Raw genomic sequence first — 21,177 nt, 5'->3', positions numbered from 1 at the left:
GAGGTGCTGGGCCCCCCGGGCGGCCCGCGCGGCGGGGCGCGGGCGGGGGCCGCGGGGCGGGGGGGGCCACACGCCGCCGGACCGGCCGGCGCGACGGGCGGTCGCCCTCCGGGCGTTTCCAGGCGTTTCCAGGCGTTTCCGTGCTTCCGGCGCCGTCAGCGGGTGTCGAGGACGGCGGAGGCCACCGCGTCCGGACGGTCGAACATCACCAGGTGCCCGGCCGGCGCCGTGGTCCGGAAGTCCGCCCCGAGCAGCGTCGCGAGCCCCCGCTGGTCGGCCAGCCAGGACTCGGTCCGGCTGGTCCGGCAGCCGTCGTCGGCGGCCAGCACGGTGATCGGCAGGTCCTCGGGCAGCGGCCGGGCCCGGCGCAGCGCGTCCAACTCGGCGGCCATGTCGAGGTAGCGCCCGTTCTCCCGGAGCAGCGCGCGCAGTGCCCGTCCGGTGCGGTAGCAGTGCCGGACCAGCGGCGGCGGGGCCAGGTCCTCCCGGCGGACGGTGGACAACCGGGCGGTCACCCGGCGGGCGGTCGGTCCGAGCAGGTACGGGACGGCGAGGGCGGTCGCGGCACCCGCCACCGCCCGGGCCGCGAGGTCCCGTACGGCCGGTGCCGGGTACGGGCGGGCCGCCGCTTCGACGCTGCCGTCGACCAGGACCAGCCCGGCGGTCCGCTCGGGGTGCAGCCGGGCGAAGGCCTCCGCGTGGAAGCCCGCGAGCGAGTGGCCGACCACCGTGCAGGGCCCGCCCAGCCCGAGGCCGTCCAGCACCGCGCGGATCCGGTCGGCCTCGCCGGCCACCGTCGGGGCGGGCCGCCGCCCGGTGGCCGGTTCTGCGGCGCTGAGCCCGTAACCGGGCCGGTCGAAGCGGACCACGGTGCGGTACGGGGTGAGGAACGGGACGACGAGGTCCCAGTCGAACCAGCTGCTGCCGAGGCCGCCGGTGAGCAGGCAGAGCGGGCCGCTGCCCTCGGTACGGACGTGCAGCGGGACGCCGTCGACGCGCAGGAAGCGGGCGCGGACCGCCGGCGCGCTCACGTCCGTCTCCGGTCGGCGGCCTCCGGCGTGCCCGGCGTGCCCGGCGCGTCCTGGGTGTCCTGGGCCTCCGGGGCGTCCTGGGCCTCCGGGGTGTCCTGGGCCTGCGGGCCGGGCAGCGCCTGCGGGGCGGACGAACGGGCGACGGCCACGGCCAGGACGGCCAGCCAGAGTGCGACTAGCAGCACCTGCAACCGCTGCCCGGCACCGAGCGCCCAGGTGCCTCGACCGGCCTGGAAGGCGGCGATCGCGCCGAGGCTCCAGCCGGTGGCCAGCAGTTCGGCGCCGAGCAGCCAGGGCCCGAGCCGGCGCACCGCCGGCCAGCGGTGCCGGCGGCGGGCGAGGACGGTGAGCGCGACCAGTGCGGTGAGCGCGCCCAGCATGGCGAGGCTGCTGGTGACGGCGTGGGCGGTGTGGGTGGCGGGGACCAGTCCGGCGGTCTCCCGGGCCGCGCACATCTCGTCGCTGGTGGGGGCGCAGCTGAGCGGCAGCCGGGAGTCGGCGGCGGTGGCGGCGCCGAACAGGGCCAGGGCGGACCAGCCGACCAGCGCCCAGCGGTCCCGGCCGGGGGCCGAACGGTCCTGGCCGGGGGCCGCGGCGCGTCGACCGGGTGGCGCGGCGTTCCGGGCCTGCCCGGTGGCGAGGGCGGTGAGGGCGGCGGCGAGCACACTCAGCCCGGCCGCGAGGTCGGTGGCCCGGAAGAGGCCGCCGAGCGGCTGGTCCTCGGCGGCGAGTTCGCTGATGTACGCCTGCACCGGGTCGAGCCCGGTGCTGAGCACGACCTCCAGCACCCACGCGGTGTACGCCACCGCGCTGAGCAGCAGCAGGGCGGCGACCGCGGTCCGCGCGCGCCGGTCCGACGGCCGGCGGCGCCGGGAGGGCGGCCGCGGGTGGGTTCGGGGGCGGGGGTGTCCGGGCGGGGGGCTGGGCACGTTTCCACCCTAACCGGGCAAGAACTCCGCCCCAACCGGGAGGAAACGGTCATCCCGGAGCCCGGCGGAACCGCCGCGGTGCGAGGCACCCCCGGGAACCGTGTATTGTTTTCCAGGTCAGCAGGCGCCGCTAGCTCAGTTGGTTAGAGCAGCTGACTCTTAATCAGCGGGTCCGGGGTTCGAGTCCCTGGCGGCGCACAGACAGTTGGGGAGCCTCTCGCAGCAGCGAGGGGCTCCCCGATTTTTTGGCCCTCGATGTCCGTTTTATGTGTGATGTCGGTCTCGATTGCCGTTCCGGTGGAGCCATGAGGCCCGCCCGGCTCGTCCAGGGCAGTAAACCGGAATCGGGACAAAGGTCCCTAACCGCCGATGTCCCCGTCCGTGCAGGCTGGCCCGGTCCGCCCGCAGGAAAGGCCGCGCCTTGTTCCGAAACGCCCAGAGCGGCCGGCCGCCGATCGGCCTCCCGCCGGTCAAGCGACTCAAGCGCTCCACCCCCACCCCCGGCGGCAAGAAGCCGCGCCGCCCCAAGCGCACCGGCTGGCGCCGGCTGATACCCACCTGGCGGATGACGCTGCTCGGCCTCGCTTCGGCGCTGCTGCTCGGCGTCGGCCTGTTCGCCCTGGGGGTCGCGCTGGTGAAGGTGCCCGACGCGCACGCCGCGGCGACCGCGCAGAGCAACACCTGGCTCTACTCCGACGGCTCGGTGATCACCCGCACCGGCCAGACCAACCGGCAGAACGTCGGCCTGGACAAGGTCTCCCCCGCCGCCCAGCACGCGGCGCTGGCCGCCGAGGACCGCAACTTCTACAACGAGGGCGCCGTCAACGTGCAGGGCCTGGTCCGGGCCGCCCTCAACACCGCCAAGGGCGAGGGCACCCAGGGCGGCTCCACCATCACCCAGCAGTACGTGAAGAACACGTACCTGGACCAGAAGCAGTCCGTCACCCGCAAGGTGAAGGAGCTCTTCATCGCCATCAAGGTGGACGCCACCGAGAGCAAGGACGACGTCCTCTCCGGCTACCTGAACACCTCGTACTACGGCCGCGGCGCCTACGGCATCCAGGCCGCCGCCCAGGCGTACTTCGGCATCGACGCCTCCGCGCTCAGCCCGGCCCAGGGCGCCTACCTGGCGACCCTGCTGAACGCCCCGAGCGCCTACGACGTGGCCACCGCGACCCCGGCGGGCAAGCAGAACGCCGTCAACCGCTGGAACTACGTCATGGACGGCATGGTCAAGGAGGGCTGGCTCGGCGCCGACGAGCGGGCCAAGGCCACCTTCCCGGACGTCAAGGACCCGCAGCCCAACCCGGGCCTGTCCGGCCAGTCCGGCTACCTGGTGAACGCGGCCACCCAGTACCTGACCTCGAACAACATCATCAGCGAGACCGAGCTGGCCAAGGGCGGCTACACGATCAAGCTGAGCATCGACCCGACCCGCCAGCAGGCCCTCCAGGACTCCGTCCAGGCGCAGCTGCACGACACCCTGAACCCGGACAAGCGGAAGAAGGACGCGGCCGCCCAGGCCGGCGCCGTCTCCGTCGACCCGAAGACCGGTGCGGTGGTCGCCCTGTACGGCGGCGTCGACTACGTGAAGCACTACGTGGACAACGCGACCCGGCGCGACTACCAGGCCGGTTCGACCTTCAAGGCGATCGCGCTGGCCGCCGCCTTCGAGAACAACGCCAAGACCCAGGACGGCCGGACCGTCACCCCGCGCACCGTCTACGACGGCACCAGCGGCCGCAAGGTCCGCGGCGGCAAGGGCACCCCGTACGCGCCGCCGAACGAGGGCGACGTCAGCTACGGCCAGATCACCCTGCAGCAGGCCATCGACAAGTCGGTGAACTCGGTGTTCGCCCAGCTCGCGCAGGACACCGGGCTGCAGAAGGTCAAGGACACCGGCATCGCGCTGGGCCTGCCCGCCGGCACCCCGGGCCTGGACCCGGTGCCCTCCATCCCGCTGGGTGCGGCCACCCCGAGCGTGCTCGACATGGCCGGCGTGTACGCCACCCTGGACAACGGCGGCAAGCAGATCACCCCGTGGCTGGTGCAGTCGGTGGACCGCGCCGGCGAGGCCGTGCAGCTGCCCGCGCACAAGACCACCCAGGCGATCAGCGCGGACACCGCCAACCAGGTCACCTCGATGCTCCAGGGCGTCGTGAGCGACCCGGGCGGCACCGGCTTCCGGGCCCAGGCGCTGGGCCGTCCGGTCGCGGGCAAGACCGGCACCACCGACGACCAGAAGTCCGTCTGGTTCGTCGGCTACACGCCCGAGCTGGTCACCTCGGTCGCGCTGTTCGGCCAGGACCCGGGCACCGGCGCCCAGGTCAGCCTGAGCGGCGTCGGCGGGATCAACGGCGCGGCGGGCGGCCAGTTCCCGGCCCAGATCTGGACCGCCTACATGAAGGCCGCGCTCAAGGGCCAGCCGGTCAGCGACTTCCCGACCCCGGCGGACGGCGGCGACTCCGGCGCCTCCGACCTGCCGACGTCCCCGAGCACGCCGAGCAGCACCCCCTCGACCGGCAGCGCCACGCCGACCACCGGCGCGGGCAGCCAGCAGGGCGACGGCTCGGGCACCGGCTCCACCGGCACCGGCTCGGGCGGCGACTCCGGTTCCGGCGGGACGGGCACCGGTCCGACCACCGCCCCCACCACCGCCCCGACCACCCAGCCCACCTCACGGCCCACCGGCCGGCCGACGACCAAGCCGACGCCGACCACCAAGCCGACCACCGACCCCACCGGTCAGCCCACCACCCAGCCCACCGGCGAGGCGGGCGGGGGCACCGGTACGGGGACGGGATCCGGGGGCTGATCGCCGCCCCGCTCCGCCCGCGCCGCGCGCGCATCTCGGCCGGACCACCGACCTCGGGTCGGTGGTCCGGCCGAGGTGCGTCACCGCGCCTCTACGGACAGTTCAGACCAGGACCAAATGCCGAAATGGCGCCTTACCGCGACATCGGTATGACTGTCACAATGCGCCAGTGCACAGATCAACGGCCTCGCCCACCCTCCCTTCGGGCAGAACCCTCGGCCTCGGCCTCGCGCTGGTCTCCGCCTTCGCCTTCGGCGGCTCCGGCACCGCGGCCAAGCCACTGATCGAGGCCGGACTCTCCCCCCTGCACGTGGTGTGGCTCCGGGTCACCGGGGCGGCCGTCGCCCTCCTCCCGATCGCCTACCGGCACCGCGACGCCGTCCTGCGCCGCCCCGGCCTGCTGATCGGCTTCGGCCTGCTCGCCGTGGCCGGCGTCCAGGCCTGCTACTTCGCCGCGATCTCCCGCATCCCGGTCGGCGTCGCCCTGCTCATCGAGTACCTCGGGCCGCCGCTGCTGATCGGCTACGTCAAGTTCGTGCAGCGCAAGCCGATCAGCCGGGGCGCGGCCGTCGGCGCCGGCGTCGCGGTGGCCGGGCTGGCCTGCGTGGTGGAGGTCTGGAACGGCCTGGGCTTCGACGCGCTGGGCGTGCTGTTCGCCCTCGGCGCGGCCTGCTGCCAGGTCGGCTACTTCCTGCTCGCCGACGCCGGCCGCCGGGGCGACCGCCCGGTCGACCCGCTGGCCGTCAGCGCGTTCGGGCTGCTGGTCGGCGCCGTCCTGCTCACCGTCCTCACCCGGCCCTGGCAGGCCGACTGGGGCCTGCTGGGCGGGTCCGTGGTGATGAACGGGCACAGCCTGCCCGCCCTGATCCCCGCCGCCTGGATGGTCCTGATCGCGACCGTGCTCGCCTACCTGACCGGCGTGGTCTCCGTCGGGTACCTCTCGCCGCCGATCGCGGGGGTGGTGGCCAACCTGGAGGCGGTGGTCGCCACCGTGCTGGCCTGGGTCCTGCTCGGCGAGCACCTGGGGCTGCCGCAGGTCGCGGGCGGTCTGCTGGTCCTGGCGGGCGCCTTCGTCGCGCAGACGAGCCGACCGGCGGTGGCGGAGACGGAGGCGGAGGTGCCGGTCGAGGCGGTCGCGACGGCGGCCGGGGTCAGCGGCCGGTCCAGCCGAACCAGTCGAGGTGACTGACCGGCCACACCACGGCCGACACCGGGCCCACCACGTTGCCCACCGGCACGGCGCCGCCGCCCGGTCCCTGCCGGTGCCAGCGCGAGTCCGCCGAGTCGCTGCGGTGGTCGCCCTCGACCCAGATGTAGCCCGAGGGCACCTTCACCGGACCGAAGTCCAGCCCCGCACAGGAGTCGTCGCCGGGGTGGAGGTACGGCTCATCGACCTTCCTGCCGTCCACGGTCAGCGTAGTGCCCGTGCACTGCACGGTCTGGCCGCCGGTCGCGATGACCCGCTTGACCAGGTAGTTGTCGTCCTTCGGCGGCACCAGCCCGACGAAGCTCAGCACCGAGCTCACGGCGTCGGTCAACGGGTTGGTGTCGACCGGCTGCGGCGGCAGCCAGTTCCCCGGGTCCTTGAACACCACCGGCTGCCCCGGCTCCGGCGTCCAACCGGTCAGCGGCGCGAGCTTGTTCACGCCGACCCGGTCGCCGACCCGCAGGGTGTTCTCCATCGAACCGGACGGGATGGTGAAGACCTGGAACAGGCAGGTCTTGATCAGCAGGGCGACCAGCAGGCCGACCGCCGCCATCGCCGGTATCTCGACCCACCACGGCCGGGGACGGCGCCCCGCCCGGCGGGCCTTGCGGCCGCGCGACCCCCCGGCCCGGCGGCGGGCCTCGGCGCGCCCACCGGACGCGCCCGGAGCGGGCGGTCCGTCCTGGACGTCCCGGGCGGCTGGTACGGCGGATCCGCTGGGAGCTCCGCTCGGCGTTTCGGGCAGGTTCACCGCCATCGTCGCTGCTCCACCTCTCCGGCTGGGGAAACCTGCACGCTACGCCAACCGGGGAGCCGCACGAAATCCGGGACTTAGCCGCCTCCGACATCGCGGCGGCACCTCGGAACACGTCCGGAGCAGGTCTGCGGGAGGTCCGTAGCCCGGGTTCAGGCGCGGGCGATGGCCTCGTGGTGCCTGATGACCTCGGCGATGATGAAGTTCAGGAACTTCTCCGCGAAGACCGGGTCGAGCTTGGCCCCGGCGGCCAGCTCCCGCAGCCGCTTGATCTGGTCCCGCTCCCGGGCCGGGTCGGCCGGCGGCAGCTTGTGCTCGGCCTTGAGGCGGCCGACCCGCTGGGTCGCCTTGAAGCGCTCGGCCAGCATGTGGACCACCGCGGCATCGATGTTGTCGATGCTCTCGCGCAGGCTGGTCAGTTCGGCCCGCACCGCGTCGTCGATCCCCTCGGGCGCGCCGGCGGCGGGGGTCGTGGGCTGGTCCGTCATCGGGGCGGCTCCCGGTGTCTGGGGTGGTCACCCGACCGTACGGCGGCCGGGCTCGGACCCCGGCAAATCTAACAGGGCTCCCGCACCGGACCGGCACCGTCCGGGGAACCGTCCAGCATCCGGACGGCGGGAGGAGGCGCCGGCGGCCACCCGGCTCCACGGCGGGGCTTCCCCTAGTCTGGTGCGTGCATGACCGGACGTGACGACTCAGCAGTCCCTCAGCACTGGAGGAACCGATCGTGGCAACCACCCGCACCGCCCGCACGGCCTGGGAGGGCGACCTCCTGCACGGCAAGGGGCAGGTGACCTTCGCCTCCTCCGGGATCGGCGAGTACCCCGTCTCCTGGCCGGCCCGCGCCGAGGAGCCCAACGGCAAGACCAGCCCCGAGGAACTCATCGCGGCCGCCCACTCCGCCTGCTTCTCGATGGCCCTCTCCAACGGCCTCGCCAAGGCCGGCACCCCGCCCACCACGCTGGACACCCAGGCCGACGTCACCTTCCAGCCCGGCACCGGCATCACCGGGATCCACCTGACCGTCACCGGTGCGGTGCCCGGACTGGACGAGGCCGGCTTCGTGAAGGCCGCCGAGGACGCGAAGGCCAACTGCCCGGTCAGCCAGGCCCTGACCGGCACCACCATCACCCTCACCGCCAAGCTGGCCTGACCGCCGCCCCGGCCCGTCCGGGGCGCACTCCGACCCCGCACCCGGCGCGCAACCGGCGTCCGGGGGCGCGCCAGCGGCGCACGCGCTCCCGGTGCACCTCATGTGAGGTGTACCGGGGGCGTCCGAACGTTCCACCACGCATGATCACAAACGGGGCGAATCACCCTGCCGGCGGTCACGGCGCGTTGCCGTCGCGGCCTATGATCGGCCGCAGCGCCCTGTTCTCCACCCGGGTCCCCGCGCGACAGCGCCCCACGGCGGACGCCCCGCAGCGGACCGGCCCCGAGGCCCCGACAGAGTGCGGAGCCGGCCGCCGGGATCCCGACCGGCCAGGCAGACCATCGTCAAGCGTCAGCAGCGGACGGGAGCATGCCGTGCCGGGCCAGAACGAGCGGGCCGACGCACACCACCCAGGCGTGCGACACGAGGAATCGTCACACCACCGCTCGTCCCACCACCGCCTCCTCACCGCGCCGGTCCTCCAACCGGTCGGCCTCGATCAGGTGGGCCTCGAACCGGTGGGCCTCGCCGCACCGGTCGGCGCCTACCCGGAGGTGCGGCTCTGCCCCACCTGCTCGGCCCCGTTGGCCAACGGTGCGCACCCGGGCGGACCGGCCGGCACCGACCGGACGGGCGGCGGGACCGACCGACTGCTGGCGGCCCTCCGGGCCAGCGAGTCCCGCTTCCGGGCCGCCTTCTGCGATGCCGTCATCGGCATGGCCCTGATCGACCCCGAGGACCGGATCATCGAGGTCAACCCCGCCTTCGCCGCCCTGATCGGCCGTGGCGTCGGCGAGCTGGCCCGCATCCACCTGCACGAGATCATCGACCCGGAAGGCCTGCCGCACCGGCTCTTCGACGGGCTCGTCCACGGCGAGCGGGAACGGTTCCGCGTGGAGAAGCAGCTCCGGCACCGCGAGGGCCACACGGTCTGGAGCAAGGTGACGGTCTCGTTGATCCGGGACCCCGCCGGGCAGCCGCTCTACACCCTGGCGCTGGTCGAGGACCTCACCGAGCAGCGCCGGCTCGGGGACCGCCTGGAGTACCAGGCCCTGCACGATCCACTGACCCGGCTGCCCAACCGGACCTCCTTCTTCGAGCGGCTCGACGCCGCCTGCCTGCCGGCCGCCGAGAGGTCCGGCCGAGCCGCGGAAACCGCGGTGGAAGTGCGCCGGGTGGGCGTCTGCTACCTGGACCTCGACGGCTTCGCGGCGATCAACGAGACCCTCGGCCACCACATCGGCGACCAGCTGCTGATCGCCGTCGCCGCCCGGCTCCAGCGCGGACTCACCGGCCCCGCCCACGCCGCCGAGGCTGCCGACACCGCCGGGCAGGACGCCCACCTGGTGGCCCGGATGGGCGGCGACGAGTTCGCCGTCCTGGTCCCCGACAGCGACGGCAGCGAGCAGCTGACCGCCTTGGCCGGGCGGATCCTGGAGCTGCTGGAACGTCCCTTCGACGTCGCCGGGCACCGGCTGGTGATCACCGCCAGCGTCGGCGTCGTCGAACGGTCGGTGCACGAGACCACCCCGACCGACCTGGTCAAGGACGCCGACGCCACCCTCTACTGGTCCAAGGCCGACGGCCGCGCCCGCTGGACCCTCTACGACCCGGACCGCGGAGCCCACCAGCTGACCCGCCAGCTCCTCGCCACCGCACTGCGGCCGGCCCTGGAGCGTGGCGAGTTCACCATCGAGTACCAGCCGCTGGTCGGCCTGGCCGACGGCACGGTGCGAGGCGCCGAGGCGCTCGTCCGCTGGCGCCACCCCCGCTACGGGACCCTCTCCCCCGACCGCTTCATCCCGCTCGCCGAGGAGTCCGGCGCCATCGTGCCGCTCGGCAAGTGGGTGCTGGAGGAGTCCTGCCGCCAGGCCCGGCAGTGGCTCACCGAGTTCCCGGACACCGAGACCTTCGTGAGCGTCAACCTGGCGGCCCGCCAGATCTGGGACTCCGACGTCGTCGCCGACGTCGCCCGCGCCCTCGAAAGCACCGGCCTGCCCGCCCGGCTGCTGCAACTGGAGATCACCGAGAGCGCCCTGCTCGGCCCCGGCGGCCGCCCGCTGCAGGCCCTGCAGGCGCTCGCCGACATGGGCGTGCGGATCGCGATCGACGACTTCGGCACCGGCTACTCCAACCTGGCCTACCTGTCCCGGCTGCCGGTGCACGTCCTGAAACTCGACGGAACGTTCATCGAGGGCTTCCGGGACCCGGCCCCGGCCGCGGTCCTGAGCGCAGCGGCGACGACGGCGGGCACGGCGGCGACGGCGGCCGACCGGTCGGCCGTCCCGGAGCTCCGGTCCCGGCGCAGCGACGCGGACGAGCAGATCGTCGGCGCCATGGTGCAGCTGGCCCACACCCTGGGACTGACCGTCACCGCCGAGGGCATCGAGAGCGCCGCCCAGGCCGAGCGGCTCCGGCTCACCGGCTGCGACACCGCCCAGGGCTGGTACTTCGCCCGGCCGGGCGAGGCCGAACTCGTCGCGGCGATACTCCGTGAGGGCCGCCCCGCCCCGAGCGGCCGCTAGGCCGGGGCGGGGCGGGGCCGTCAGGCCGGTCCCGTCAGGCCGTAGGCCTCGGCGATCAGCCCGTAGGAGCGGAGCCGGGTCTCGTGGCCGTGGATGTGCGAGGTGACCATCAGCTCGTCCACGCCGGTCCGCTTGCGCAGGGCCTCCAGGCCGTCCGCGACGTGGCCCGGGTCGCCCAGCACCACGTTGTCCAGCCAGTTGTCGACGAAGTCCGCCTCGACCGGGCTGTACGGGTACTCCTCGGCCTCCTCCGGGGTGGGGATCGGGCCGGGGTTGCCGCGCCGCAGCCGGAGCATGCCGAGCGCCGCGGAACGGGCGAGGCGGCGGGCGGCGCTCTCGTCCTCGGCGGCGACGGCGCTCACGCCGATCAGCGCGTACGGCTCGCCGAGGACGGCGGACGGGCGGAAGGACGTCCGGTACAGGTCCAGGGCCGGAACGGTGTTGGCGCTGCTGAAGTGGTGGGCGAAGGCGAAGGGGAGGCCGAGGCGGCCCGCCAGCTGGGCGCTGAAGCCGGAGGAACCGAGCAGCCACACCGGCGGGCGGCCCTCGCCCTTGGGCACGGCGGTCAGCCGCTCGTAGGGGTGGCCGGAGGGGAAGTCCCCGTCGAGGAAGTGGGTCAGCTCGGAGAGCTGGAGCGGGAAGTCGTCCGCGCCCTCGGAGACGCCGCGGCGCAGCGCCCGGGCGGTGGCCTGGTCGGTGCCGGGGGCGCGGCCGAGGCCGAGGTCGATCCGGCCGGGGTGCAGGGCCTCCAGCAGGCCGAACTGTTCGGCGATGGCCAGCGGGGCGTGGTTGGGCAGCATGACACCGCCCGAACCGAGGCGCAGCGTGGTGGTGTTGGCCCCGAGGTGGGCGAGCAGGACGGCCGGGGTGGAGCTGGCCACTCCGGGCATGCCGTGGTGCTCGGCGACCCAGAAGCGGTGGTAGCCCCACTGCTCGGCGCGGCGGGCCAGTTCGGTGGTGGCGGCCAGGGCCTCGCTGGGTGTGTGACCGACGCCGACGGTGGCCAGGTCGAGGATCGAGAGCGGGGCGGGAGCCGTGCCGCGGGCGGTGCCCCGGATCGCCTCGTCGGCCGCGGGCCCGGTTCCGTGCTCGTGCTGGTCCTCGGTGGTCATGCCGTCCGCCTCCTGGCTGTCGTGGTCCGGCTCTGCTCCGAGCCGGGCGTCATCGGCGACCGCGGGTCCCGGACGGCCCGGCGGTCGCTGCCGACCGGCGTCAACCACGGCCGGGGGCTCGCTGTTCCCGTACCGACCGTCGGATGTCGGCGTGGTCCGAGGGCGGTGCAGGGACGGCCCGGATGAGATTCGAATGAGATTCGAGCACGTCGGGGGCCGTTCTCCGGGACGGGATCCGCAGGCCGTGGCCGTCCACTGTGACCTCCGGCGCACCGGGGTGCTTCATGGCATGAAAAGTCGAGGCGCTAGCGTTGGCCCCAGAGCCACCTGCTCCACCAGGGCGGCGTGGAGGGAGTAGGGCCTTGAACTTCGTGGCGGCGATCGGATCCTCGTGGATCTGCGCCCTTGCGCTCTTCGCCGTACTCGGCGACGCGCTGCTCCCCTTCATCCCGAGCGGCACGCTGGTCATCCTGGCCGTGCTCAAGACGGCTCAGATCAACGGCGCCCCGGTGCTGCTCGGCCTGGGCGTGGCGGTCGCCTCTTTCCTGGGGGACGTCCTCCTGCTCCACCTGGCCCGGCGCGGGGCCCCGCTGCTGCAGCGCCGGCTCGCCCGGCGCCCGAAACTGGCGGCCAGCGTGACCAGGGTCCAGCAGTCGCTGCTCGAACGCCCGCATGCCGGGGCGGCCGCAATGGTGGTGGTGGCACGGTTCGTGCCAGCCGGGCGGACCGTCCTGGACCTGGCCATCGGCCACTCCCCCGCCCACCCGCACCGCTTCCTGCACTGGTCGGCGCTGGCGGCGCTGGTCTGGGCCGCGTACATCGTGACACTGGGCTGGCTGAACAGCCACTGGTTCAACACCGCCTGGCTGAGCCTGGCGGTCTCCTGCGCGGCGGCCACCGCCGTCAGCACCGCGATCGCGCGGGTAGTGCGCCGCCACCGGCGGCTGGCCGTGCTCTGAGCCGTCCCCGCAACGACCGGTGGCGTCCGACGACGTGCGGACGCGCCCGGGCCGGACCGGGCCGGGGCATGGCCGGGCCGCGGGGGGCTGCCAGGAGCACAATTGTCCCTTACGGGCGAAGCCCCCGACGAGCGCTGACGAACTCTGACCGGTGTCGGCCGAGCGGCGGTACCGTACTCCCCTGACGGCACGCGATGCGAAGCGTCACAGGACCGCAACAGACGACGAATTCCTGCAGCCCGGCCGGGCGCCCCCGGCGTGTTCACTGTCGTCGGAGCCCGGCGACCTTGGAAGCCGCTGCGGCGACATGACATGCTAACGGCGGAATATTCATCAATTGCCCGATTTGACCGGTGCGGCCCGGACCGCCCTCACCACCGGCCGATCGGCACCCAGGGGAGACCATGACCAGCATCTCGCGCAGGACGGTGCTCAGTGCGACCGCCGCGACCGCGGCCCTCGGCGCGGTCTCGGCCTGTTCCAGCAGCGAATCCGGTTCGGGGCAGAACTCCAGCTCACCTTCCTCCGGCGGCAACGCCGACGCCGGCCAGAGCGGCACCACCGACCCGACCCAGGCGGTGGTGCCCAAGGGCGCCCCGATCGGCGACGGGTCCAACGCGGACACCGGTCCGCAGCCGAACCAGCCCAAGCCCGAGAAGCTCAAGCCGGGCGAGCGCCCGCCGCAGTTCGTGGTCTTCTCCTGGGACGGCGCGGGCGGCACCGACGACGGCCAGTTCCCCCGCTTCCTCAAGCTGGCGGAGCAGTACAAGGCCACCATGACCTTCTTCCTCTCCGGCATCTACGCCCTGCCCAAGGGCAAGTCGCAGCTGTACCACCCGCCGAAGCACGCGGTCGGCGCCTCCGACATCCCGTACCTGTCGGACGGCGCGGTCAAGAGCACCCTCAAGCTGATCAGCCAGGCCTGGCTCGCCGGGCACGAGATAGGCACCCACTTCAACGGGCACTTCTGCTCCAGCCGCCCGGACAAGAACGGGGTCAACATGTGGACCCCGGACGACTGGCAGAGCGAGATCGACCAGGCGGTCTCCTTCGTCACCCAGTGGCGGACCAACACCGGCTTCACCGACGTCGACCCGCTGCCCTTCGACTACAAGAAGGAGCTCATCGGCGGCCGCACCCCGTGCCTGGAGGGCCAGAAGGCGCTGCTGCCGACCATCGCGAAGCTGGGCTGGAAGTACGACGCGAGCTCCTCCGGCGGGCTGCAGATATGGCCGCAGAAGGTGCAGGACGGCAAGATCTGGGACTTCCCGCTCCAGTCCATACCCTTCCCCGGACACACCTTCCAGGTCCTGTCGATGGACTACAACATCCTGGCCAACCAGTCCAGCGGCAGCACCAAGGGCGACCCGTCCAAGTACAACGACTGGCGCACCCAGGCGACCAACTCCTACCTGGCCGGGTTCGACCGCGCCTACAACAGCAACCGCGCGCCGTTCTTCGTCGGCAACCACTTCGAGCAGTGGAACGGCGGCATCTACATGGACGCCGTCGAGGAGGCCCTCAAGTCGATCGCGGGCAAGCCCGACGTCCGGCTGGTCTCCTTCAAGCAGCTGGTCGAATGGCTGGAGGTGCAGGACCAGTCGACCCTGCGCAAGCTGCGCACCCTCAACGTCGGCCAGGCGCCGTCCGGCGGCTGGGAGAGCTTCCTCGGCGCGGCGGGCTGACGGGCCGGGCCGGGCCGGACCCGGGCGGCAGGACGTCCCTCCGGGCCTAGGGCCTGTCCGGCGGATCTTGGCAGATCAGCGCGCGGCGTTGGGCGCCCGGCTGGGCGTGCGCCCGAGTCGGCCTCGTACTGGACGTACTTGGGCGATTCGGGCGTGCGTCCAGGCGGGATGCCCGGCGTCGCGCGCCTGGCAAGATCCGCCGGACAGGCCCTAGCCGGCCGCGGGGACGTCCGCGAGCAGCTTGCGGGCGATGAGCCCGGCCCCGGCCCCGCCCCAGAGGATCGAGTAGTGGTTGGTGTCCGGCACGGGCGAGGCCGGCACCCGTTCCCGGTCCAGCCCGGACAGTCCGATCCGCTGCCGGTCGTAGAGGCCCTGCGGCTCGTCGAGCAGGCCGCGTTCCGCCCAGAGCAGTTCGGCCGGGCAGGGCAGCCGGTGCACGGCCCCGGCCGCCTCGCCGTCCAGCAGGACCTGGGCGCCGTCGGTCTGTACGGCCTCCAGGACGCAGGAGGAGCGCAGTTCGGGCTCGGCGCCGACCAGGTCGCGCTGGGTGTAGGCGTCGACGCCGTCGGACCAGCCGCCGCCGAAGGCCGGGTGGCGCTGCCAGAACTCCCGGTAGGCGGCGCGGTCCGGGAAGGTCATCGACAGCCGGGCCAACGCGGGGCCGAGCACCCCGGCCAGGGCGTCCTCCTCGCGGACGCCCTCGGGGAGCGGGAAGCTCAGCGCCCCGTCCACCAGCAGGACCCGGCGGACGAGTCCGGGGTGCCGGACGGCGGCCAGGGCGGTGACCCAGGCGCCCATCGAGTGGCCGACCACCGTGACGGGTCCGGCACCGAGGCCGGTGATCAGCGCGGCCACGTCGTCGGCGTGCCGGGCCAGCCCGTACGGTCCGGCGACCGACCGGCTGGCGCCGCGCCCCCGCAGGTCGGGCGCGAGCAGGGTGACCCGCCCGGCGAGCCGGCGGGCGACCTCGTACCAGGCGAGGCCGTTGGCGGTGATCCCGTGCACCGCCACGACCGTCGGGGCCCCCGGCCGGTCGGCGGGCCAGCGCAGGACGGCCAGGTCCCCGCCGGGTACGGGGACGGTCGACTCCTCGGGCTGCAAGGGGAACTGGCTCACGCGGGAGTACCTCCGGTGGGGCGGGCCGGGCGCCCGCAGGGTGGACGTCGGAACCGTAGGTGTGCGGTGGGACCGGCGACATGTGGCCGGGCGACGCAGCGACGCACCCCGCTGTGGCTCCGGTCGACATACCGCGGGCCCGCCGCCGTCCCCCGGTGGCCCGGCCCGGCCTCCGCACCCGGCCGGACCGCACCTGGGACGACAACTCCTCTCGGCGGTCCGGCCGTTCGCATACCCGCTGTGGCACCGTCCACTCACCGTCGTGCCGAATTCCCCCGCATTAGCACCATCGCGAGCCACCGTGGCCGGGAATCGTGGCATCTTGACGCCTGAGCAGCGATCGTCGTGTGGAACTGTTGCGATCGGCGTTACGCTCCAGGAGAGTTGAGCAAGCCACGGATCCCGTCACGCCCGGTGGGGAAGCTGGACGGTGCGCCGGGATCCCGCATTCGAAGCCGTCGTGCCGGCCCGCAACCAATCCGGTCGCACACACTCCACGTATCGGGTTCCCGGTACGGGATTCCCGGTATCGCGTTCTGCCCGGGCGGCTCCGGGGCGAGGCGAGCGCCGCCGAGCACAGCAAGCCGCAGAACTCCGGGGGGAGCACGTCATGACCGACCCGTCCACGCGACGGAGGGGTGCCGGAACGGCCCGCGAGGACCGATCGGGCCGAAGCCGCCGCCGGGGCGCGGGGCAGCTCGACGAGGCCGCGCTGCGCACCGAGCCGGTGCCCGAAGCGCCGTACGACTACGGCCATTTCAGCCGTCTGGCGGGCCCGGCCGTCGATCCGGACGAGGACCGGGAGCTCGGTGGCGGCGTGTACCGGCCGGAGCCGGACGGTGCGCGGGCGTCCGCAGCCGCGCAGCCGGGTACGGACGAGGGCGCGCGGCCGGACACCCCGTACCGGGTCCAGTACCGGAGCCTGCTGCGGCACGATCCGCACCGGTTACGGGCCGCCCTGCTGCTGGTGGCGGCCCCGCTGGTGGAGGTGGTCCTGCTGGTCTGGCTGCTGCTGCCGGAGCACTGGCCGGAACGCCCGGACGAGACCGATGTCCTGGTGCTGCTCGGGGACAAGGTGATGATCGGCATCATCGCGGTGGTCGAGCTGTTCCGGCTGGTCAACGTGGTGTCCAACACCCACGCCACCCTGGTGGCCCGGGACCCGATACCGGTGACGCCGGAGTCCGGCACCCGGGTCGCGTTCCTCACCACCTGCGTGCCCGGCAAGGAGCCGCCGGAGATGGTGCGGGCCACGCTGGTGGCGGCGCGCGACGTCCGGCACGAAGGACCGTACGACGTCTGGCTGTTGGACGAGGGAAACGATCCTGCAATGCGCGCCCTCTGCACCGAGCTGGGCGTCCACCACTTCACCCGTTCCGGCCGGCCGCACTGGAACCGGCCGAAGGGGCGGTTCCGCGCCCGGTCGAAGCACGGCAACTACAACGCCTGGCTCCAGGCCCACGGCGACGACTACGACTTCTGGGTGTCCGTCGACACCGACCACGTCCCGCTGCCCGACTTCTGCGAGCGCATGCTCGGCTACTTCCGCGATCCGGACGTGGCATTCGTGGTCGGACCTCAGGTGTACGGGAACTACCGCAGCTCGGGTTCGGCCGTCACCAAATTCTCCGAGAGCCAGCAGTACCTCTTCCACGCACTCATCCAGCGCGCCGGAAACCGTTACGGCGCACCGATGTTCGTCGGCACCAACAACGCCGTCCGAATCCACGCGCTCCGGTCGATCGGCGGGTTGTACGACTCCGTCACGGAGGACATGGCGACCGGTCTGGAGTTCCACCGCAACCGGAACCCGGAGACCGGGGAGAACTGGAAGTCCGTGTACACCCCGGACGTCCTCGCCGTCGGCGAGGGCCCGTCCTCCTGGACCGACTTCTTCTCCCAGCAACTGCGCTGGAGCCGCGGCACCTACGAGACCCTGCTCACCCAGTACTGGCGGGTGCTCTGGCGGCTGTCGCCCGGCCGGCTGCTCAACTACACGCTGATGGTGGGCTTCTACCCGATGGCGGCGCTCACCTGGCTGCTCGGCGGGGTGTCCAGCGTGCTCTACCTGGGCTTCGGCGCCTCCGGCGTGCACGTCTCCTCGGAGCTCTGGATGATGCTCTACAGCGACGCCGCCGCGCTCCAACTCCTGCTCTACACCTGGAACCGCAAGCACAACGTGAGCCCGCACGAGCCGGCCGGATCCTCCGGGGTCGCGGGCATGGTGATGTCGGCACTCTGCGGCCCGGTGTACGCGGCCTCGCTGCTCCAGACGCTGGTGCGCCGCCGCGGCGGCTTCGTGGTGACGCCCAAGGGCCGGGAGGCCAGCGCCGACCGGCTCGGCACCTTCCGCTACCACCTGTTCTGGGCGGTGGTGTTCGGCGGCGCCGTCGCCGCGTCCTTCCACACCGGCTACGACCACGTGGCGATGCGCACCTGGGCCTGCATCGCCCTGGGGCTGACCGTACTGCCGCTGCTGATCTCGGCGGGCGACGCCGTCCGCCGGCTGCGCACCCGGCCCACCGCCACCCTGACCGTGACCGGCGACCCGACGGCGGCCCCCAAGGTCCTGCTGGAGAAGCGCCGCCCGCGCCACGCCCTCGGCCGCACCGGACCGGCGGCGGCAGCAGGGGCAGGGGCAGCGGCACCGGCGCCACCCCGGCCCGACGCGCTCGACAGCCCGACCCTCACCCTCCGAGCGCCCGCGCCCGACGCCCCGACGGTCACGCTCCGCCTCGTCCGGCCCGACGACCCGGCGCCCGACCGCGTCGAGAGGGCCGACCACGTCGAGAGCCCCGAGAGCGCCGAGAGCACACCCACCCGCTGAGCCGCCCCGCCCCCGACCCGCCCGCCTCCTGAGGGGACCACCCACCGTGAAGATCCACAAGACCGGCCGCACCAAGCGCTTCGCCCTCGGCAGCACCGTCGCGCTGACCGTCGCCGGGATGAACGCCCCGGCCGTCCTCGGCTTCGCCGGCGACCAGTACCACCAGTACGTGATCAACCGCCCCGAGTACAAGGCGCAGTACGGCCACTGGCAGACCCTGTCGCTGCCCGCCGCGTTCCGGGTCAACGCCGTCCACGCCACCCTGCTGCGCACCGGCAAGGTGCTGATCGTGGCCGGTTCCGGCAACGACGAGAAGCAGTTCAACGCGGGCACCTTCAAGAGCCTGCTCTGGGATCCGGCGAAGAACAGCTACAAGCTGATACCCACCCCCGCCGACATGTTCTGCGGCGGCCACGCCTCCCTCCCGGACGGCCGGGTGCTGGTGGCCGGCGGCACCCAGCGGTACGAGAAGCTGGACGGCGCGGTGAAGAAGGCGGCAGGCGTGATGCGGGTGCGCAACGAGAGCCCGGAGCGCGACCGCACCTTCCCCAAGGGCACCGTGTTCGTCGCCCCGAACGGCCGGGAGTACGCCAGCACCGTCCAGGTGACCGTCCCCGCCGCGACCAAGACCGGTGCCGGGAAGCAGACCGTCGTCACGGCCGGCGAGCAGCACGTGTTCGTCGAGGCGGTCGGCGAGGGCCGGGACTACGTGAGCGACTCCCCCGCCCAGTACCGGATCAAGGGGCTGACCGGCGTCGACGCCCACAACCTGTACGGGCAGAGCGAGAAGCTGACCCTGGACAAGCAGGACTACCAGGGCATCCGCTCCGCCTTCGAGTTCAACCCGGACACCGAGCTCTACGAGCAGGTCACCGACATGGCGCACGCCCGCTGGTACCCGACCCTGACCGGGCTGGGCGACGGCCGGGTGGTCACCGTCTCCGGCCTGGACGACACCGGGCTGATCCTCAACGGCAACGACAACGAGGTCTACGACCCCAAGTCCAGGACCTGGGCCAAGGCCCCCGACCGCTACTTCCCGACCTACCCGTCGATCTTCCTGACCGCGAGCGGCAAGCTCTTCTACTCCGGTTCCAACGCGGGCTACGGCCCCGCCGACAAGGGCCGCGAGCCGGGCCTCTGGGACCTCTCGACCAACGGCTTCCGGCCCGTCCCCGGCCTGCGCGACCCGAACCTGACCGAGACCTCCGCCTCGGTGCTGCTGCCGCCCGCGCAGGCCCAGAAGGTCATGGTGCTGGGCGGCGGCGGGGTGGGCGAGTCCCCGCTGTCCACGGCCCGCACGGACATCGTCGACCTGTCCGCGCCCGAGCCCGCCTTCGTCCCGGGCCCGGACCTGCCGGCCGGCGGGACCCGCTACCTCAACAGCGTGGTCCTCCCGGACGACACCGTGTTCACCACCGGCGGCTCCAGCGGCTACCGCGGCCGGGGCGACAGCGACCTGCTCAAGGCCCAGGTGTACCACCCGGATTCCCGGACGTTCAGCACCGCCGCCGAGCCCACCGTCGGCCGCGACTACCACTCCGAGGCGCTGCTGCTGCCGGACGGCCGGGTCGCCGTCCTGGGCTCCAACCCGCTGTTCGCCGACAAGGCCGAGACCCAGCCCGGCGGCTTCGAGCAGCGCATCGAGATCTACACCCCGCCGTACCTGTACCACGGCGACCGCCCCGAGGTGACGGCCGCGCCCGCGGCGGCGAAGCTCGGCGGCACCGTCCGGATCGGCACCGCCCGGCCGGACGCGGTGACCACCGCCAAGCTGATCCGGCCCAGTTCGGTGACCCACGTGACCGACGTCGAGCAGCGCTCGGTCGCGCTGGACATCACCGGACGCACCGCCGACGGGCTCTCGCTCACCCTCCCGGGCAACCCGAACCTGCTGCCGCCCGGCTGGTACATGCTGTTCCTGACGGACGCGGCCGGCACCCCGTCGGTCGCCCGCTGGGTCCAGGTCGGCGGCTGAGCGGACAGCCCGCGCCGGGCGCCGCCGGACCGGGCCGGGCGCGCGGCTCCGCTCAGCGCGCCGCCTGCGCCAGCCCGAGCGCGTACGGCAGCCAGAACTCGCCCGCCCGGGGCTCGCCGCGGCCGCACTCGCCGTCCGACTCCCCCGGGTTCTTGATCCACAGGTAGGCGTCGACCCCGGGCCGCCCGGTCTCGGTGGTCGGCGCCTCGCCGAGGGCCCGGCCGGGCGGGTTGCACCAGGACTCGGCGCCCGCCGAGCCGTTGCCGCTGCGGCTGGTGTCGATGACGAAGTGCTTGCCGCCGAGGGCGGCGGAGAGCCGGTTGCCGTAGTCCGCGTTCCGGTCGGTCGGGTAGAAGTTGGCGACGTTGACGGCGAAGCCGTCCGCCGCCGCGATGCCGGACTTGCGCAGCGCCGCGGCCATCTCGTCCGGGTCCTGGGCCCAGCCCGGGTTGCCCGCGTCCAGGTAGACCCGGACGTTCGGACGCTTCTTCAACTCCTGCACGGCGAAGGCCAGCAGGCCGTACCGCTCGGCGGCCAGGTCGCCCTTGATCCCGCAGGTGTCCAGGGTGTGGGCGACGGCGTCCGGCTCCAGCACCACCCAGGCCTTGCGGTCGCCGAGGGCCCCGGCGACGCCGGTGATCCAGGAACGGTACGCGGCCGCGTCGGCGGCGCCGCCGGCCGAGTACTGGCCGCAGTCCCGGTGCGGGATGTCGTACGCGACGAAGACGGCCGTCCGGCCCGCCTCGGTGGCCCGGCGGCTCACCTGGTCGGCGATCTCCCGGGCGCTCTGTTCACCGAGCCACTGGGAGGAGGGCTGGGCGGCGATCCGCAGCAGGGTGTCGGCCTCGGCCGCACGGCCCTGGCCGCGCAGCGCCGCGACCTGCTGGGCGGCGTTGGTGCGGTCGGAGACGTAGAAGGCCTGCCCGGGAAGCTGGTTGAGGCCCGTGGCGCCGGCCGCCGGAGTCCCGGCGGAGCCTCCGGGGGCCCCGGGCGCTCCGGATGCCCCGGACACCGCGGAGGCTCCGGGTCCGTTCACCCCGCCCCCGCTACCGCACCCGGCGACCGCCAGCAGCGCCAGACCCGCCG

General features: G+C 73.5%; 15 protein-coding genes and 1 tRNA gene. 9 read left to right on the top strand and 7 right to left on the bottom strand.

The features are described from left to right. Positions 1–155: 155 nt before the first annotated feature. Positions 156–1,031, bottom strand: a complete 876-nt coding sequence (locus tag ACFWXO_RS19100) for an alpha/beta fold hydrolase (protein WP_380398419.1) — start codon at positions 1,029–1,031, stop codon at positions 156–158. After that, a complete protein-coding gene (locus ACFWXO_RS19095; protein WP_380525024.1) occupies positions 1,028–1,960 on the bottom strand; it encodes a DUF998 domain-containing protein in 933 nt (310 codons plus the stop codon). The genes ACFWXO_RS19100 and ACFWXO_RS19095 overlap by 4 nt, the downstream gene beginning before the upstream one ends. 124 nt (positions 1,961–2,084) lie before the next feature. Between ACFWXO_RS19095 and ACFWXO_RS19090 the strand changes: the two genes are divergently transcribed. The 3 genes from ACFWXO_RS19090 to ACFWXO_RS19080 all read left to right on the top strand — a co-directional run bounded on the left by ACFWXO_RS19090 (position 2,085) and on the right by ACFWXO_RS19080 (position 5,964). Further along, positions 2,085–2,158: transfer RNA gene (locus tag ACFWXO_RS19090), tRNA-Lys, on the top strand. A gap of 223 nt (positions 2,159–2,381) precedes the next feature. Beyond that, complete coding sequence (locus ACFWXO_RS19085) at positions 2,382–4,775, top strand: transglycosylase domain-containing protein (protein ID WP_380525023.1); 2,394 nt, start codon at positions 2,382–2,384, stop codon at positions 4,773–4,775. 169 nt (positions 4,776–4,944) lie between these two features. Continuing rightward, entirely contained in the window at positions 4,945–5,964 is a 1,020-nt protein-coding gene (locus ACFWXO_RS19080; protein ID WP_380525022.1) for a DMT family transporter, read from the top strand. Here the strand turns inward: ACFWXO_RS19080 and lepB are convergent. Beyond that, entirely contained in the window at positions 5,927–6,739 is an 813-nt protein-coding gene (lepB, locus tag ACFWXO_RS19075) for a signal peptidase I (RefSeq protein WP_380525021.1), read from the bottom strand. The two genes, ACFWXO_RS19080 and lepB, sit on opposite strands and share 38 nt — an antisense overlap. A gap of 149 nt (positions 6,740–6,888) precedes the next feature. Next, on the bottom strand, positions 6,889–7,224 hold the full coding sequence (locus ACFWXO_RS19070; RefSeq protein ID WP_375883284.1) for a chorismate mutase: 336 nt from the start codon (positions 7,222–7,224) through the stop codon (positions 6,889–6,891). A gap of 239 nt (positions 7,225–7,463) precedes the next feature. Here ACFWXO_RS19070 and ACFWXO_RS19065 point away from each other — a divergent pair, with 239 nt between their 5' ends. Both ACFWXO_RS19065 and ACFWXO_RS19060 read left to right on the top strand, forming a co-directional pair. Next, complete coding sequence (locus ACFWXO_RS19065) at positions 7,464–7,889, top strand: OsmC family protein (protein ID WP_380525020.1); 426 nt, start codon at positions 7,464–7,466, stop codon at positions 7,887–7,889. Between the two features lie 554 nt (positions 7,890–8,443). Further along, entirely contained in the window at positions 8,444–10,414 is a 1,971-nt protein-coding gene (locus ACFWXO_RS19060; RefSeq protein WP_380525027.1) for a putative bifunctional diguanylate cyclase/phosphodiesterase, read from the top strand. Between the two features lie 20 nt (positions 10,415–10,434). On the opposite strand, the gene ACFWXO_RS19055 is transcribed toward ACFWXO_RS19060, so the two are convergent. Continuing rightward, positions 10,435–11,526, bottom strand: a complete 1,092-nt coding sequence (locus tag ACFWXO_RS19055; protein WP_380525019.1) for an LLM class flavin-dependent oxidoreductase — start codon at positions 11,524–11,526, stop codon at positions 10,435–10,437. 371 nt (positions 11,527–11,897) lie between these two features. On the opposite strand from ACFWXO_RS19055, the gene ACFWXO_RS19050 reads away from it, so the two are divergent. Further along, positions 11,898–12,485 carry a DedA family protein gene (locus ACFWXO_RS19050; protein ID WP_375883467.1) on the top strand — a complete coding sequence of 196 codons (588 nt, stop codon included), beginning with the start codon at positions 11,898–11,900 and terminating at the stop codon, positions 12,483–12,485. Between the two features lie 404 nt (positions 12,486–12,889). Then, on the top strand, positions 12,890–14,170 hold the full coding sequence (locus tag ACFWXO_RS19045) for a hypothetical protein (RefSeq protein WP_380525018.1): 1,281 nt from the start codon (positions 12,890–12,892) through the stop codon (positions 14,168–14,170). Between the two features lie 210 nt (positions 14,171–14,380). On the opposite strand, the gene ACFWXO_RS19040 is transcribed toward ACFWXO_RS19045, so the two are convergent. After that, positions 14,381–15,286, bottom strand: a complete 906-nt coding sequence (locus ACFWXO_RS19040) for an alpha/beta fold hydrolase (RefSeq protein WP_375883276.1) — start codon at positions 15,284–15,286, stop codon at positions 14,381–14,383. A gap of 610 nt (positions 15,287–15,896) precedes the next feature. Between ACFWXO_RS19040 and ACFWXO_RS19035 the strand changes: the two genes are divergently transcribed. Together ACFWXO_RS19035 and ACFWXO_RS19030 are read left to right on the top strand one after the other, a co-directional pair. Continuing rightward, positions 15,897–18,113 carry a glycosyltransferase family 2 protein gene (locus tag ACFWXO_RS19035; protein ID WP_380525017.1) on the top strand — a complete coding sequence of 739 codons (2,217 nt, stop codon included), beginning with the start codon at positions 15,897–15,899 and terminating at the stop codon, positions 18,111–18,113. 46 nt (positions 18,114–18,159) lie between these two features. After that, positions 18,160–20,091: a galactose oxidase-like domain-containing protein gene (locus tag ACFWXO_RS19030; protein ID WP_375883272.1), complete on the top strand. Its 1,932-nt coding sequence runs from the start codon at positions 18,160–18,162 to the stop codon at positions 20,089–20,091. A gap of 52 nt (positions 20,092–20,143) precedes the next feature. Here ACFWXO_RS19030 and ACFWXO_RS19025 read toward each other — a convergent pair whose 3' ends face one another. Further along, on the bottom strand, positions 20,144–21,103 hold the full coding sequence (locus ACFWXO_RS19025; protein WP_375883269.1) for a glycoside hydrolase family 6 protein: 960 nt from the start codon (positions 21,101–21,103) through the stop codon (positions 20,144–20,146). Positions 21,104–21,177: the final 74 nt, after the last annotated feature.

The sequence above is a fragment of the Kitasatospora sp. NPDC059088 genome, from assembly GCF_042738155.1.
Lineage (GTDB): Bacteria > Actinomycetota > Actinomycetes > Streptomycetales > Streptomycetaceae > Kitasatospora.
This window is presented reverse-complemented; position numbering and strand designations above follow the sequence as displayed.

What these genes read in the sequence shown, in the direction of transcription:
- lepB (WP_380525021.1), bottom strand. Translation starts at nt 6,739, where the DNA reads ATGGCGGTGAACCTGCCCGAAACGCCGAGCGGAGCTCCCAGCGGATCC.
- ACFWXO_RS19070 (WP_375883284.1), bottom strand. Translation starts at nt 7,224, where the DNA reads ATGACGGACCAGCCCACGACCCCCGCCGCCGGCGCGCCCGAGGGGATC.
- ACFWXO_RS19055 (WP_380525019.1), bottom strand. Translation starts at nt 11,526, where the DNA reads ATGACCACCGAGGACCAGCACGAGCACGGAACCGGGCCCGCGGCCGAC.
- ACFWXO_RS19045 (WP_380525018.1), top strand. Translation starts at nt 12,890, where the DNA reads ATGACCAGCATCTCGCGCAGGACGGTGCTCAGTGCGACCGCCGCGACC.
- ACFWXO_RS19035 (WP_380525017.1), top strand. Translation starts at nt 15,897, where the DNA reads ATGACCGACCCGTCCACGCGACGGAGGGGTGCCGGAACGGCCCGCGAG.